16 protein-coding genes are annotated in these 13,774 nt (G+C 70.4%); 5 read left to right on the top strand and 11 right to left on the bottom strand.

All coding sequences use genetic code 11. The features are described from left to right. Positions 1–26: 26 nt before the first annotated feature. From rplT to infC, 3 genes are read right to left on the bottom strand one after another with little or no spacing between them, the layout of a single operon-like run. A complete protein-coding gene (gene rplT, locus QE374_RS03775) occupies positions 27–413 on the bottom strand; it encodes a 50S ribosomal protein L20 (RefSeq protein WP_137416599.1) in 387 nt (128 codons plus the stop codon). Positions 414–442: 29 nt separating this feature from the next. Further along, positions 443–637, bottom strand: a complete 195-nt coding sequence (gene rpmI / locus QE374_RS03780) for a 50S ribosomal protein L35 (protein WP_055968051.1) — start codon at positions 635–637, stop codon at positions 443–445. 52 nt (positions 638–689) lie between these two features. Beyond that, complete coding sequence (infC, locus tag QE374_RS03785; protein ID WP_243227224.1) at positions 690–1,343, bottom strand: translation initiation factor IF-3; 654 nt, start codon at positions 1,341–1,343, stop codon at positions 690–692. A gap of 242 nt (positions 1,344–1,585) precedes the next feature. On the opposite strand from infC, the gene QE374_RS03790 reads away from it, so the two are divergent. Further along, positions 1,586–1,963 (top strand): DUF1844 domain-containing protein, encoded by a 378-nt coding sequence (locus QE374_RS03790; RefSeq protein WP_309736596.1) that lies wholly within the window; start codon positions 1,586–1,588, stop codon positions 1,961–1,963. Between the two features lie 15 nt (positions 1,964–1,978). On the opposite strand, the gene QE374_RS03795 is transcribed toward QE374_RS03790, so the two are convergent. The 6 genes from QE374_RS03795 to QE374_RS03820 are packed head-to-tail and all read right to left on the bottom strand — an operon-like array spanning position 1,979 to position 6,266. Then, positions 1,979–2,755, bottom strand: coding sequence for an SseB family protein (locus QE374_RS03795; protein WP_309732310.1), 777 nt, complete (start codon positions 2,753–2,755; stop codon positions 1,979–1,981). Beyond that, positions 2,739–3,485 (bottom strand): bifunctional 1-(5-phosphoribosyl)-5-((5-phosphoribosylamino)methylideneamino)imidazole-4-carboxamide isomerase/phosphoribosylanthranilate isomerase PriA, encoded by a 747-nt coding sequence (gene priA / locus QE374_RS03800; protein WP_309732311.1) that lies wholly within the window; start codon positions 3,483–3,485, stop codon positions 2,739–2,741. Before priA ends, QE374_RS03795 begins: the two co-directional genes overlap by 17 nt. A 58-nt stretch (positions 3,486–3,543) precedes the next feature. Continuing rightward, complete coding sequence (gene hisH, locus QE374_RS03805) at positions 3,544–4,188, bottom strand: imidazole glycerol phosphate synthase subunit HisH (protein WP_309732312.1); 645 nt, start codon at positions 4,186–4,188, stop codon at positions 3,544–3,546. After that, positions 4,185–4,802 (bottom strand): imidazoleglycerol-phosphate dehydratase HisB, encoded by a 618-nt coding sequence (gene hisB, locus QE374_RS03810; protein ID WP_309732313.1) that lies wholly within the window; start codon positions 4,800–4,802, stop codon positions 4,185–4,187. Before hisB ends, hisH begins: the two co-directional genes overlap by 4 nt. Beyond that, positions 4,799–5,893 (bottom strand): histidinol-phosphate transaminase, encoded by a 1,095-nt coding sequence (locus QE374_RS03815; protein ID WP_309732314.1) that lies wholly within the window; start codon positions 5,891–5,893, stop codon positions 4,799–4,801. The genes hisB and QE374_RS03815 overlap by 4 nt, the downstream gene beginning before the upstream one ends. A 19-nt stretch (positions 5,894–5,912) precedes the next feature. Next, entirely contained in the window at positions 5,913–6,266 is a 354-nt protein-coding gene (locus tag QE374_RS03820; protein WP_309732316.1) for a LysM peptidoglycan-binding domain-containing protein, read from the bottom strand. Positions 6,267–6,515: 249 nt separating this feature from the next. Between QE374_RS03820 and lexA the strand changes: the two genes are divergently transcribed. Beyond that, positions 6,516–7,187 (top strand): transcriptional repressor LexA, encoded by a 672-nt coding sequence (gene lexA, locus QE374_RS03825; protein ID WP_309732317.1) that lies wholly within the window; start codon positions 6,516–6,518, stop codon positions 7,185–7,187. 59 nt (positions 7,188–7,246) lie between these two features. Continuing rightward, positions 7,247–9,385, top strand: a complete 2,139-nt coding sequence (locus tag QE374_RS03830; protein WP_309732318.1) for a prolyl oligopeptidase family serine peptidase — start codon at positions 7,247–7,249, stop codon at positions 9,383–9,385. Positions 9,386–9,389: 4 nt separating this feature from the next. Here QE374_RS03830 and hflX read toward each other — a convergent pair whose 3' ends face one another. After that, positions 9,390–10,904 carry a GTPase HflX gene (gene hflX / locus QE374_RS03835; RefSeq protein ID WP_309732319.1) on the bottom strand — a complete coding sequence of 505 codons (1,515 nt, stop codon included), beginning with the start codon at positions 10,902–10,904 and terminating at the stop codon, positions 9,390–9,392. 75 nt (positions 10,905–10,979) lie between these two features. Between hflX and QE374_RS03840 the strand changes: the two genes are divergently transcribed. Together QE374_RS03840 and QE374_RS03845 are read left to right on the top strand one after the other, a co-directional pair. Then, complete coding sequence (locus QE374_RS03840) at positions 10,980–11,621, top strand: methyltransferase (RefSeq protein WP_309732321.1); 642 nt, start codon at positions 10,980–10,982, stop codon at positions 11,619–11,621. Between the two features lie 79 nt (positions 11,622–11,700). Further along, positions 11,701–12,915 carry an MFS transporter gene (locus QE374_RS03845; protein ID WP_309732323.1) on the top strand — a complete coding sequence of 405 codons (1,215 nt, stop codon included), beginning with the start codon at positions 11,701–11,703 and terminating at the stop codon, positions 12,913–12,915. Here the strand turns inward: QE374_RS03845 and dapF are convergent. Next, positions 12,912–13,769, bottom strand: a complete 858-nt coding sequence (gene dapF / locus QE374_RS03850; RefSeq protein ID WP_309732325.1) for a diaminopimelate epimerase — start codon at positions 13,767–13,769, stop codon at positions 12,912–12,914. The genes QE374_RS03845 and dapF overlap by 4 nt on opposite strands. Positions 13,770–13,774 lie beyond the last annotated feature (5 nt).

The raw sequence follows: 13,774 nt of genomic DNA on the forward strand, positions 1-13,774 counted from the left end.
GGAGGACGCCCCTTGGGGTGATCTGATTACGCCGAGGCCTTGGCGGCGTTGACGTCGGTCGGCAGAGCCGCCTTCGCCGTCGCCACGAGCGACGCGAACGTGGCGGGCTCGTTCACGGCGAGCTCGGCCAGGATGCGACGGTCGACCTGCACACCCGCGAGGCCGAGGCCCTGGATGAAGCGGTTGTAGGTGATGCCGTTCTGGCGAGCAGCGGCGTTGATGCGCTGGATCCAGAGGCGGCGGAAGTCGCCCTTGCGCTTGCGGCGGTCACGGTACGCGTAGACCAGCGAGTGGGTGACCTGCTCCTTGGCCTTGCGGTACAGGCGCGAACGCTGACCGCGGTAACCGGAGGCGCGCTCGAGGATGACGCGACGCTTCTTGTGGGCGTTTACTGCCCGCTTGACTCTAGCCATTTCTTTCCCTTACTTACGTGCGTCGGCGATCAGAGGCCGAGGAGCTTCTTGGCCTGCTTGGCGTCACCGGGAGCCAGGACCTGCTCCTGGTTCAGGCGACGGGTGCGACGGCTCGACTTGCCCTCGAGGTTGTGACGCATGCCCGCCTGCTGCTTCATGAGCTTGCCGCTTCCGGTCAGCTTGAAGCGCTTCTTGGCACCCGAGTGGGTCTTCTGCTTCGGCATCTTCTCTTCCTTCGTTGTGACTCCCGCGTGGCGCGGGATCAGGTGTGTGGCCTTACTCGGCCGCGTCTGCGGTGGCAGGCTCCGGGGCGTCCCCGGTGCGTGCCTGACGGGCGGCTTCCTTGTTCGCCGCGCGCTGAGCGTTCTGCTCCGCCTTCGCCTCGGACTTGTTCTTGTGCGGGGCGACCACCATGACCATGTTGCGTCCGTCGATCGTGGGGTTGGACTCCACGGTGCCGAACTCGGCGACGTCCTCCGCGAACTTGCGCAGCAGACGCACACCCTGCTCGGGACGCGACTGCTCGCGGCCGCGGAACAGGATCATGGCCTTGACCTTGTCGCCCGCCTGCAGGAAGCCCTCGGCGCGCTTGAGCTTGGTGATGTAGTCGTGAGCTTCGATCTTCAGGCGGAAACGCACCTCTTTGAGGACGGTGTTGGCCTGATTGCGACGCGCTTCCTTGGCCTTCTGCGCAGCCTCGTACTTGAACTTGCCGTAGTCCATGATCTTGACCACGGGGGGCTTCGAGTTCGGGGCCACCTCGACGAGATCGAGGTCGGCCTCCTGGGCCAGGCGCAGCGCCACCTCGATGCGGACGACGCCGACCTGCTCACCCGCGGGTCCGACGAGGCGGACCTCGGGAACGCGGATGCGGTCGTTGGTGCGGGGATCGCTGATGCGGAACTCCTCTGACGTAGCGGATGGGGCCACCGGGATGTCGACGACATTCCCGGGCGGAAGAAGACCACGCCACCCGGCACGACGCGAAGCGCCGGCTTTCTCGCACCCTGACTGCCCCCTCACGAGGAGGCGGAGTGCAATGACCCGGTAGCCTGGAGCGGCAAGCGCGGGTGGGATGTGATCCTCTTTCGATCGGAGCAGACGCTCCGGTGCTCGCCCACTTTAGCAGAAAGAGCAACGTGGACTCGACTCCGTACGACCAGGCCGCCGACATCGACGCGCAGGCACGCGCCAACCAGGAGCGCTGGGAGCGTCAGGAGGCGGCGGCCACTGCCGCATCCCGCGACATCGCAGACGTCCCCGCGGTGGAGGTCATCACCACGACCGCCGTGCACCTGCTCAGCGCCGCGGCCGTCAAGGTCGGCCTCGCCGACGACCCCGAGACGCAGACCGACCTCGACGAGGCACGCAAGCTCATCAACGCCCTCGCGGGTCTCATCACCGCGGGAGCACCCGAGATCAGCGACATGCACGCCCGTTCGTTGCGCGACGGCCTGCGCTCGGTGCAGCTCGCGTTCCGCGAGGCGTCCGTGATCCCCGACCCGATCGGCAAAGGCCCCGGCGAGAAGTGGACGGGCCCCGTCACCTGAGCGGAAGCGGTCCGCTCAGCGCGACCGGCGGAGCTTGACGGTCAACGAGTCGACGAGCACCGCGATGCGGTCATCGACCGACCAGCGGCGCGCGAGACGGGCCAGGACCGCATCGAGCTGCTCCTTGTCGAGGCCGTCGATGAGGTGGAGCTCGACGATCAGCTCGGGACCGCGCAGGCGGGCATCGGGGTCGCCCGCGGTGACCGAGAGGTCGAGCACGGCGAGTTCGCCGCCGATGCTCTCCTGCAGACCAGCGAAGACCTCGGGCGAGACGGGGCTCGGCTCCCACGCGTGCCCCTGGCCGATGGCCCAGACGGCCGGCCGGCGCAGCACGAACTCCGTGGGCGATCCCGGGTCGATGACGATCAGATCGGTGTCGTCGCCTGCGGCAGCGAGAGCGGTGCGGATGCCGTCAGCCGGCACGGGCCTCGCGGTCCGATCCCACCGGGCCATGGTCTCGACGGAACTGAAGACCGGAAGGACGCGGCGGCCGTCGGGGCCTGCGACGGTCACGATCGACAGCTCCTGCGTCTTGTCCACGCGCAGTCCGCTGGGGGCCGTGCCCTCCTCCCCCTTCTCGGCGATGAGGGGGATCAGCAGGCGCGCACGGCGATAGGCGTCGACGACGGCGACGGCGTCGCCCTCGCCCGCACGGAAGGCCGTCAGGGCGGCCAGCAGCGCCGCATCCGCCGAGCCGTCGTCACCCGCGTGGTTGTTCGGCTGGAAGCGGCGCCCCTCCCAGGGGACCCCCGCGGAATCGTGTCCGCAGCTCGCGTCAGCGTCCTGCGACATCCAGCGCCTCGGCCAGCGTGAACGCGCCTGCGTAGAGGGCCTTGCCCACGATGGCGCCCTCGACGCCCAGCGGCACCAGCTCGCGAAGCGCGGCGATGTCGTCGAGGCTCGAGATCCCGCCCGAGGCGACGACCGGCTTCGGGGTACGCGCCGTGACCTCGCGCAGCAGTTCCACATTGGGCCCGCGCAGGGTGCCGTCCTTCGTGACGTCGGTCACGACATAACGGCTGCAGCCCGCATCCTCCAGGCGGTCCAGCACGGCCCAGAGGTCGCCGCCCTCACGCGTCCAGCCGCGCGCGGCGAGCGTCGTGCCGCGCACGTCCAGACCGACGGCGACAGCCTCGCCGTAGCGGCCGATGACATCGGCCGCCCATTCGGGGTTCTCCAGCGCCGCCGTACCGAGGTTGATGCGCGCCGCACCCGACTCGAGGGCGGCGTCGAGGCTCTCGTCGTCGCGGATCCCGCCCGACAGCTCGACCTGCACGCCCTTCACCTGCTTGATGACCCGACGCATCACAGCCGTGTTGTTGCCGCGTCCGAACGCGGCGTCGAGATCCACGAGGTGGATCCACTGCGCGCCCTGTCGCGCCCACTCCACGGCGGCATCGACCGGGTCGCCGTAGCTGGTCTCGCTACCGGCCTCGCCCTGGGTGAGGCGGACGGCCTTCCCGTCGGCGACATCGACCGCCGGCAGAAGGATGAGTTCAGGGGTGGACGCGAAATCGTTCATGGCTCCTCGTGCGCTCGCGCACCCGGCGGATCCCCGGCGTGCGGCACGAGGTAAGAGACTACTGGGGTCGCAGCGTGCTGATCCAATTGGCGAGCAGACGAATACCCGCGGCCCCCGACTTCTCGGGGTGGAACTGTGTGGCGCTGAGCGGTCCGTTCTCCACGGCGGCGAGGAACGGAGAGCCGTGCGTGGTCCACGTCAGAACCGGCTCGGCGAACGGCGCCTGCGGCGGCATCGTCCACTGCTGCGCCGCGAAGGAGTGCACGAAGTAGAAGCGCTCGTCCTCGAGCCCCGCGAACAGGCGCGAGCCCGCGTCCGGTGAGACCGTGTTCCAGCCCATGTGCGGCAGCACGGGTGCGTCGAGCTCGGTCACCGTCCCCGGCCACTCCCCCAGCCCGTCGGTCGCGTCACCGCGCTCGACCCCGTGCTCGAACAGCACCTGCATCCCGACACAGATGCCGAGCACCGCTCGACCGCCGGCCAGCCGCCGACCGATGAGCTCGTCACCTCTGCTGGCGCGCAGCGCCTCCGCCACGGCTCGAAACGCCCCCACACCGGGCACGAGCAGTCCGTCCGCGTCCTGGATGAGGCCGCGGTCGGCCGTGAGCCGCGCGTCGGCGCCGGCTGCGGCCAGTGCCTTGACCGCGGAGTGGACGTTTCCCGACCCGTAGTCGAGCACTGCGACCAGAGGCGCGTCGGTCACAGGGCACCCTTCGTGCTCGGAATGCCGTCGACGAGGGGGTCGAGAGCCTTGGCCTGACGGAACGCGCGTGCGAACGCCTTGAACTCCGCCTCCGCGATGTGGTGGGGGTCGCGACCGCCCAGAACGCGCACGTGAACCGTGAGTGCGGCGTTGTAGGCGATGGCCTCGAACGCGTGGCGCACCAGCGACCCGGTGAAGTGACCGCCGATGAGGTGGAACGCGTATCCTTCGGGTTCCCCGTCGTGGACGAGGTACGGACGACCGCTGATGTCGACGACCGCCTGCGCGAGCGCCTCGTCGAGCGGCACGAGGGCGTCGCCGTAGCGCGCGATGCCGCTCTTGTCTCCCAGGGCGGCGCGGATCGCCTGACCGAGCACGATCGAGACGTCTTCCACGGTGTGGTGGGCGTCGATGTGGGTGTCGCCCGTCGCCTGCACCGTCAGATCGGTGAGCGAGTGCTTGGCGAACGCCGTCAACAGGTGGTCGAAGAACGGGACGCTCGTCGAGATCGAGCTCTTCCCGGTGCCGTCGAGGTCGAGCGAGAGCTCGATCTGCGACTCGCTCGTGGCGCGGCGGAGCTCGGCGGTGCGGTGCGATGCGGGCTGCGCGGTCATGCCTGCGAGTCTATCGACGCCATGGCAGCCAGGAACGCCGTGGTCTCGGCCTCGGTCCCCGCGGTGACACGAAGGTGACCGGGGATGCCCACGTCACGGATGAGCACACCGCGCTCGTAGAGCGCCTGCCACACCGCAGCGGGATCGGTGACGCCGCCGAAGAGCACGAAGTTGGTCCACGATTCGTGTGGACGGTACCCCATCGTCGTCAGCTCGCGGCGGATGCGGTCGCGCTGGGCGACGATCTCGTCGACCATGCCGAGCATCGTGTGGGCGTGACGCAGCGCCGCCTCCGCGGCCGCCTGGGTCAGCGCGCTGAGGTGGTACGGCAGCCGCACCAGACGAAGCGCGTCGACGACGGCGGGATCTGCAGCCAGGTACCCGACTCGCGCACCAGCGAAGGCGAACGCCTTGCTCATCGTGCGGGAGACCACAAGTCGCTCGCGTCCGGGAAGAAGCGAGATCGCCGAAGAGGTGTCCCGCGGCGCGAACTCCTGATAGGCCTCGTCCACGATGACGATGCCGCGGCTGGCCGCGTACACCGCCTCGATGACGTCGAGCGTCATGGGCGTGCCGGTGGGGTTGTTGGGCGCGCAGAGGAAGACCACGTCCGGGTCCGCCTGACGCACCTGCTGCGCGGCGGATGCGGCGCTCAGGCTGTAGTCGTCGGCGCGGCTGCCGGCGACCCAGTCCGCCCCCGTTGCCCGGGTGAGCAGCGGGTACATCGAGTACGTGGGCGCGAAGCCGAACGCGGTGCGCCCAGGACCCGCGAAAGCCTGCAGGATGTGCTGCAGGACCTCGTTGGATCCGTTCGCCGCCCAGATCTGCTCCGCTGCGAGACCGCCGCCGAGGTAGCCGGCGAAAGCCTCGCGCAAGCGGGTGAACTCGCGGTCAGGGTAGCGGTTGACCTGTTCGAGAGCTCTGCCGATCGACGCGAGGATGTCGGACGCCACGTCTGTCGGGACGGGATGCGTGTTCTCGTTGACATTCAACGCCACCGGGAGCGGCGCTTGGGGGGCACCGTAGGGCTTGAGCCCGCGCAGGTCGTCGCGGATCGGCAAATCGTCGAGGCTGATCGTCACGCGGTCCATCGTAGAACCGCGCAGGACCTCACTCGCCCGAGGCGTACTCCGTCGGGATCGCCAGACGCTGACCCGCGCTCACCTGCGCGCCCGGCAGAGTGTTCAGCCGCATGATCGCGTCGACGACGTCGCGGGGGTCGTGCTGCGGGGCGACCTCCTCTGCGATCGACCACAGCGACTCCCCCGCCATCACGGTCACCATCTCGAACGACCCGGTGGCCGCGCCGGGCTCGCGGGAGGCGAGTGCGGATCCGCCGCTGATCACACCGACGGCGAGCGCCGCGACGACGGGCAGAGCGACGAGCCAGGCGAGCACCCGACGACCGCGCGCCGTCAGGCGCAGGCGGGTGGCGACGGGGGCGGCGAACTCGATCGTGCTCATGACGACTCCTTCAGGACGGGAAGAGATTCGTACCCGGCCCCCCGGCCGGGAGAGCCGGGTACGAACTTCTCTTCCGAAGCTATCTTCGATTTACGGTACTGTCAAGCGATCGCGAAGCCGGTCGAGTTTCGAAGACGACACGCCCTCCATAAGGACGGGATCGCCGCCGATCCCCGCTACGGTTTCGCTGAAGAGACCGAATCACCGACCTCCGACATTCGAACGGAACAGACCCGACGGGAGTGCCGCATGGCCACCAACCAGAAGCCGCAGACCCGCCGGCGCAAGAGCCTCAGCGACAAGCAGCTCGCGATCCTCGAGGTCATCCAGCACTCCATCGCGCGCCACGGCTACCCGCCGAGCATGCGCGAGATCGGCGACGCGGTCGGGCTGAAGTCGCTCTCGAGCGTCACGCACCAGCTCAACCAGCTGGAGCTCTCCGGCTATCTCCGTCGCGACCCCGGCAAGACGCGTGCGATGGAGGTCCTGATCGATCTGCCGGGAACCGCCGCCGAGAACCCGGCCGATACCGCGCCCGCCGTGGGCGATGCCGCGCTGGTGCCGCTCGTGGGCCGCATCGCGGCGGGTGTGCCGATCACGGCCGACCAGCACGTCGAGGAGATCTTTCCGCTGCCCCGCCAGCTCGTGGGCAAGGGAGATCTGTTCATGCTGAAGGTGTCCGGGGACTCGATGATCGACGCCGCGATCTGCGACGGCGACTGGGTCGTGGTCCGTTCGCAGCCGACGGCGGAGAACGGCGACATCGTCGCCGCGATGCTCGACGGGGAGGCGACCGTGAAGACGTTCCGGCGCCGCGACGGACACGTCTGGCTGCTGCCGCGCAACACGGCCTTCGAGCCGATCCTCGGCGACGACGCCGTCGTCCTCGGAAAGGTCGTCGCGCTGATGCGCGCGGTCTGACTCGCCGGCTCGCCTGATCCCCGCTGGGCGTGCCCGGAGCAGCCGCGTAGCGTGGGGGCATGACCGCCTCCAGCACCTATGGTTCCTGGCCCTCGCCCGTCTCGGCCGCCGACGTCGCGAGTTCCTCCACGCGCTTCGACGGTGCGCGGTTCGTGGGCGACGAGATCTGGTGGGCGCAGTCGGTACCTGAGGAGGGCGGCCGCATGTCGGTGCGCCGCCGACAGAGCGACGGTCGGACGGTGGACGTCCTTCCCGCTCCGTGGAGCGCTCGGTCCCGGGTGCACGAGTACGGCGGCGGCGCGTGGTGCGCCGCCGAGGACGGCCGGCTCTTCTTCGTGGAAGGGAGCGATCAGCGCGTCTACACCCTCGGCTCCGGCGGCGCTCCGACCCCGTTGACGCGGGAGGAGGACGGCACGGCGTTCGGGGGTCTCGTATGGGCGGCCGGCCGCCTGCTCGCGGTGCGCGAGCGCACTGCGACATCCGGCGGCGAACGCGCGATCGTCGAGATCTCGCTGGACGGCACCGGCGCGCGGGTCGTCGCACACGGTGACGACTTCGTCGCCCAGCCTGCGCTGTCTCCCGACGGGCGCCGTCTCGCATGGATCGGCTGGAACCACCCCGATCTGCCGTGGGATCGCGCCCGCCTTCATGTCGGGCGTCTGCGCGACGGCGTGGTCGCCGATGCGATCGACGTCACGGATGGCGCGACGTCGGCGCTCCAGCCGGTGTGGACCGGTGCCGACGAGCTGCTCTACCTCGATGACACGTCCGGCCGGTGGCAGGTGCAGCGCGTGGAACCGGACACCGGCGAGCGCAGTGCCCTGACCCACGACGACGCCGACACGGGCGGCGCACTCTGGACGCTCGGGATGCGGTGGTTCGCCCCGCTCGAGGACGGACGGATCGTCGCTGTGCGCACGAACGGGGAGGAGACGGTCGTGGTGATCGATCCCGCGGACGGCACGACGCGCACCGTCGGGGTGGACGGCGCCTCCCAGACCTTCCTCGAGGATGCGCGCGGCACGCGTCTGCTGATCACGACGGCGTCCGCATCCGCCCCGCTCGGACTCTGGCTCGTGGATGCGGACGGCCAGGCGGCGCCGGAACGTCTCGCCGGCGACGATCTCTCCGCGCTCGCGCCGTGGTTGCCCGCACCGCGCGCGGTGACCGCCGACGGACCGCACGGCCCCGTGCACGCCTACTTCTACCCGCCGACCCATCCCGAGCTCCAGGGGCCCGAGGACGAGCTCGCCCCCTGCCTCGTGTGGGTGCACGGCGGACCGACCGCCCACGTGGGCCCCGCCGCGTCCCGCAAGATCGCGTACTTCACGAGCCGCGGCATCGGGATCCTCGACGTCAACTACTCCGGCTCGACCGGCTACGGTCGCGCCTACCGTGAACGACTGCGCGGACAGTGGGGCGTCGCCGACGTGGACGACGTGATCGCGGCCGCCCGGCACGTCGCCGCAGCCGGTCTCGCAGACCCGGACCGGCTCGCGATCGAGGGAGGGTCCGCCGGCGGCTGGACGGTGCTCTCGGCGCTCACGCGCGGCGACGTCTTCGCCGCGGGGGTCTCGCGCTACGGCGTCGGCGACGCACGCGCGCTCGTGGCCGACACGCACGACTTCGAGTCGCGCTATCTCGACGGTCTCATCGGTCCGCTGCCGGAGGCGGAGCGGGTCTACGTCGAACGCTCGCCGCTGACGCACCCCGAGCGCTTCCGCGTTCCGTTGCTGATCCTGCAGGGCGCAGAGGACCGGGTCGTCCCGCCGGCGCAGGCGGAGGCCATCCGCGACGCCCTGCGCCGACAGGGCGTTCCGCACGCCTACGTCCTGTACGAGGGCGAGGGGCACGGGTTCCGGCGTCGGGAGACGACGATCGACGCGCTCGCCTCGGAGTTGGCCTTCCTCGGCCAGGTGTTCGGCTTCGCCGCGGACGCCCCCGAGATTCCGCTGTCGATCGGCGCGTTGCGCATCACGGACGGCCCGGACGGGCGGGAGCTGTTCATCGACCCCGAGGGCGATTCTGCGCACGCGGAGCGCGACGTCCGCGTCGCCGTCTCGCGCGAGCCGCTGCGCCCCCTCTTCGCCCGCCCCCGCACCGCCGAGTGGGCCGAGGCCCTGCGAGCGGCGGGGTTCACCGCGACGGCGGACGATCCGGACCTGTTCGTCCTGCTCCCCGCCCTCGACGGGGAATGAGCCCTCAGGCGAGGAAGGCTTCGAGCCTGCCGGCCAGCGCGGCGCCGACGCGAGCGTGGAGGGCTGTGCCCTCCGCCTCGTGTGTCTCCTCGTAGATCATCCCGTGCTCGTGCACGGCCGAGACCAGATCGCCGCGATCGTACGGCAGCAGGACCCGCAGCTCGACCTCCGGCAGCGGAAGCGCATCCTCGATGACCTGCCGGAGCTCGTCGATGCCCTCGCCCGTGCGAGACGACACGAACACCGCTGACGGCACGAGTCCCCGCAGCAGCAGCCGCGCGTCGTCGTCGATGAGGTCGGCCTTGTTGAACACGACGATCTCCCGCGTGTCCCGCGCCCCCACGTCGCCGATCACGTCGTGGACGGTGGCGAGCTGAGCGGCGGGATCGGGGTGCGAGCCGTCGACGACGTGCACGATGACGTCGGCGTCGCCCACCTCTTCGAGCGTCGACCGGAACGCCTCGACCAGCTGGTGCGGGAGGTTGCGCACGAAACCGACGGTGTCAGTCAGCGTGTAGATGCGGCCGTCCTCGGTCACCGAGCGTCGGACGGTGGCATCCAGGGTGGCGAACAGCGCGTTCTCGACGAGGACGCCCGCGCGCGTGAGGCGGTTAAGGAGACTCGACTTGCCGGCGTTCGTGTACCCGGCGATCGCGACGGCGGGGATCGTGTTGCGCTTGCGCTCGGCACGCTTGGCGTCACGGGCCGGTGCGAAGTCGCGGATCTGACGACGCAGTTGCGCCATCCGGGTGCGGATGCGGCGGCGATCGAGCTCGATCTTCGTCTCACCGGGTCCGCGCGAACCCATGCCGGCGCCACCGGCGCCGACCTGGCCGCCGGCCTGCCGGCTCATCGACTCGCCCCACCCGCGCAGACGCGGCAGCAGGTACTCGAGCTGGGCGAGCTCGACCTGCGCCTTGCCTTCGCGGCTCTTGGCGTGCTGGCTGAAGATGTCGAGGATCACCGTCGTGCGATCGATCACCTTGACCTTGACGACGTCTTCGAGCGCGCGCCGCTGGCTCGCGGCCAGCTCGGTGTCGGCGATGACGGTGTCGGCGCCGACAGCGGCGACGATGTCGCGCAGCTCCTCCGCCTTGCCGCGGCCGATGTACGTCGCGGGGTCAGGATGCGGTCGGCGCTGCAGCACGCCGTCGAGCACGACGGCGCCCGCCGTCTCGGCGAGGGCAGCGAGCTCGCGCAGCGAGTTCTCGGCGTCCTCGGTCGCGCCCTGCGGGTGCACGCCCACGAGGACGACGTTCTCGAGTCGCAGCTGGCGGTACTCGACCTCCGTGACGTCCTCGAGCTCGGTCGACAAGCCGCCGACGCGACGCAGCGCCTGACGCTCCTCACGGTCGAACTGGTCACCGTCGTCGAATCCGTCGGCGACGGTCGCCGCATCCTGCAGCGCCTGCGCTCCTGCCACGGGGCCGCGCATCCGTGCGCGAGAATCAGCTCGCGAGAGCACCCGGTCGACGTCGTCGAGCCGCTGCTCGTCGGTGGACGGGGGTGTTTCTGTCATCGTTTCCTTTCGGGGCGTCTCGCGCCCGCTCACTCTAGCCTCCCGCCTTCGGAGACTTACCGCTACGCTTCGTGTATGGGGAGTGACCACTACTTCACCGCGTCACCCGCCAGTCCCGAGAACCTCCGCACCATTCGTGTCACCGTGGCCGGTCGCGACATCGACGTGACGACCGCCGGCGGAGTGTTCAGCCCGGATCGACTGGATGCGGGCACCGCCGTGCTGCTGAGCAACACACCGCCGCCCCCGGCCGGCGGCCACTTCCTCGACCTCGGATGCGGCTGGGGCCCGATCTCGATCTCACTGGCGCTCTCGTCGCCACACGCCACGGTGTGGGCTGTCGATGTCAACCAGCGCGCCCTCGATCTCGTCCGCCGCAACGCCCAGAACCTCGGCCTCACCAATGTCAACGCTGTGACGCCGGATGATGTTCCCGAGGACATCGCTTTCCGCACCATCCGCTCGAACCCGCCGATCCGCGTCGGCAAGAACGAGCTCCACGGCATGCTCGAGCGGTGGATCCCCCGGCTGGACGAGCGCTCCGACGCATGGCTCGTCGTCGCCCGCAACCTCGGCGCCGATTCGCTGCAGCGCTGGCTCGCCGCATCCTTTCCCGCCGGCTTCAGCGTGCACCGCACCGCGACGGCGCGCGGTTTCCGCGTGCTGAAGATCCGCCGCCACGGCGCCGAGGCGACCGCTCCCATCCCGCTGCCGTGACGGTGATACGCTCGGCTCACAACGACTGATGGGCTGAGGGCGCAGTTCGGGCGGGGGATGCGCCGATCGGAGTTCCGTCATGCCCGCTTCCTCCTCCGTCGGCATCCGCTCGTACCGTGCCCTGCCGCGCATCGCCGGATGGGACTACCTCGTCGCCACGAGCCTGGGGCGTCTTCCCCTGTCGATGGTGCCGCTCGCCGTCCTGACCCTCGTGACCTCTGCCACGGGGTCGATCGCCGTCGGCGGTTTCGCCGCCGCCGCTGCCGCGATCGGTGAGGCCGTCGGTGCTCCGGCCTCCGGTGCGATCGCCGACCGCATCGGGCAGCGTCCGGTCCTCCTCGTCGGCGTCGTCGTGCACGTCGCGCTGCTGCTCGTCCTGACGTGGGGCGCAGGGCACGTCTCCGACGCCGGGACGGTCGCCCTTGCCGCCGGAATCGGGCTGAGCCTGCCGCAGGTCGGCGCGTTCTCCCGCACCCGATGGCTCTCCCTCGCGCCGGACGATCTGCCGACCGCCTTCGCCTTCGAGGGCGTCATCGACGAGATCTCGTACATCTTCGGTCCCGCCATCGTGGGCCTCACCGCCGCGTTCGTGTCGCCGCAGGCGGCGACGCTCCTCGCCGGGGCGCTCGTCGTCGCCTTCGCGACGCAATTCGCCGTGCACCGCACCCACCGAAGCGTGCCGCGACGGCGACAGGCGCCGCCCCGGACGGCAGCGCCCGCCGGACGCCGGACGCTGCTGGTCACCGCACTCGTCGGAATGCTGGCGATGGGTACGTTCTTCGGCGCGAGCCAGACCGGTCTCACCGCTTTCGCGGAGCGCGTGGGCATCCCGGATGCGGGTGCGCTCCTGTACGCCGTGATGGCGGTGGGCTCGGCCATCACGACGCTGTCGATGGTGCTGATACCGGAGCGCATCGGTACCTGGACGCGATGGAGCGTGGCCGCGTGCGGGATGACGTTGGGTGCGTCGCTCATGCTCTTCGCCGACGACGTCGTATGGATCATCGGCGCGGGACTCGTCGCCGGCGCGTTCCAGGGCCCGCTGCTGCTGACGATCTTCCGGGTCGTGGGCGACGCCGCCGATGAAGGGCGCGCCGGCATCCTGTTGACCCTCACCACGAGCGGCATCGTGCTCGGCATCGCCACGGGTTCCGCACTGTCCGGGCTGCTCGCGCAGAACCTGGGGGCTGCCGCGGGGTTCGCGCCCGTGCTCGCGGCGACGCTCGTCCTGCTCCTGATGGGCGTCGTGGGCGCCGCTTCCGCCAGGGGTGGAGCGCGCACCGCATCCCGCTAGGCGAGCGTCACTTCGCCGTGGAAGACCAGTGACGCGGGCCCCGAGAGCAGGACGTGCCCGTCGTGCATGCGCACACCCAGCGTGCCGCCGGGCACGTCCACGACCCACGCCTCGGGCGCGGCAGGGCCTGCCCAATGACGCACGGCGAGTGCGGCGGCAGCCACACCGGTGCCGCAGCTGAGGGTCTCCCCGACACCGCGCTCGAAGACCCGCATCCGGATGCCGCCCACGCCACCCACGACGAGAGGGTCGCTCGGAACGACGAACTCGATGTTCGCACCGGCGGGCGGCTGGGGGTCCAGCAGGGGCTGCACCGTCAGATCGAGTGCTTCCAGCTCGGCCTCGGAGGACAGTGCCACGACGACGTGGGGATTGCCCACATCGACCGGCTGGCCCGGACGCGCCACGTCCAGGCCGCGGGCACGCACGAGAACATCACTCTCGTCGACGACCCACTCCCCCAGGTCCACTTCGAAGCCGCGTTCGCTGCGCGTGAGCGTCTTGACGCCGGCGCGGGTGCCGATGTGCAACGGCGCGTCGAGCGTCGCGAGGTTCTGCTCCTCGAGGAAGCGCGCGAACACCCGCGTGCCGTTGCCGCACATCTCGGCCTTCGACCCGTCGGCGTTGCGGTAGTCCATGAACCACTCGGCGCCGGCCCGAGCGGCGTCCGTGCCCTCGGGAATCCGGGTGGAACGCACGACACGCAGGAGTCCGTCTGCGCCGATGCCGAATCGGCGATCGCACAGGACCGCGATCTGATCGTCGCTGAGATCGAGCTCTCCGTCGGGATCGGAGAGGATCACGAAGTCGTTCCCGGTTCCGTGGCCCTTGGTGAACGAGAGCGTGCGCGACATGCCGC

Source organism: Microbacterium sp. SORGH_AS_0428, from assembly GCF_031453615.1.
Lineage (GTDB): Bacteria > Actinomycetota > Actinomycetes > Actinomycetales > Microbacteriaceae > Microbacterium.

Coding starts and splice junctions, on each gene's coding strand:
- rplT (WP_137416599.1), bottom strand. CDS start 413: ATGGCTAGAGTCAAGCGGGCAGTAAACGCCCACAAGAAGCGTCGCGTC.
- rpmI (WP_055968051.1), bottom strand. CDS start 637: ATGCCGAAGCAGAAGACCCACTCGGGTGCCAAGAAGCGCTTCAAGCTG.
- QE374_RS03795 (WP_309732310.1), bottom strand. CDS start 2,755: ATGTCGCAGGACGCTGACGCGAGCTGCGGACACGATTCCGCGGGGGTC.
- priA (WP_309732311.1), bottom strand. CDS start 3,485: ATGAACGATTTCGCGTCCACCCCTGAACTCATCCTTCTGCCGGCGGTC.
- hisB (WP_309732313.1), bottom strand. CDS start 4,802: ATGACCGCGCAGCCCGCATCGCACCGCACCGCCGAGCTCCGCCGCGCC.
- QE374_RS03815 (WP_309732314.1), bottom strand. CDS start 5,893: ATGGACCGCGTGACGATCAGCCTCGACGATTTGCCGATCCGCGACGAC.
- QE374_RS03820 (WP_309732316.1), bottom strand. CDS start 6,266: ATGAGCACGATCGAGTTCGCCGCCCCCGTCGCCACCCGCCTGCGCCTG.
- lexA (WP_309732317.1), top strand. CDS start 6,516: ATGGCCACCAACCAGAAGCCGCAGACCCGCCGGCGCAAGAGCCTCAGC.
- QE374_RS03830 (WP_309732318.1), top strand. CDS start 7,247: ATGACCGCCTCCAGCACCTATGGTTCCTGGCCCTCGCCCGTCTCGGCC.
- hflX (WP_309732319.1), bottom strand. CDS start 10,904: ATGACAGAAACACCCCCGTCCACCGACGAGCAGCGGCTCGACGACGTC.
- QE374_RS03840 (WP_309732321.1), top strand. CDS start 10,980: ATGGGGAGTGACCACTACTTCACCGCGTCACCCGCCAGTCCCGAGAAC.
- QE374_RS03845 (WP_309732323.1), top strand. CDS start 11,701: ATGCCCGCTTCCTCCTCCGTCGGCATCCGCTCGTACCGTGCCCTGCCG.
- dapF (WP_309732325.1), bottom strand. CDS start 13,769: ATGTCGCGCACGCTCTCGTTCACCAAGGGCCACGGAACCGGGAACGAC.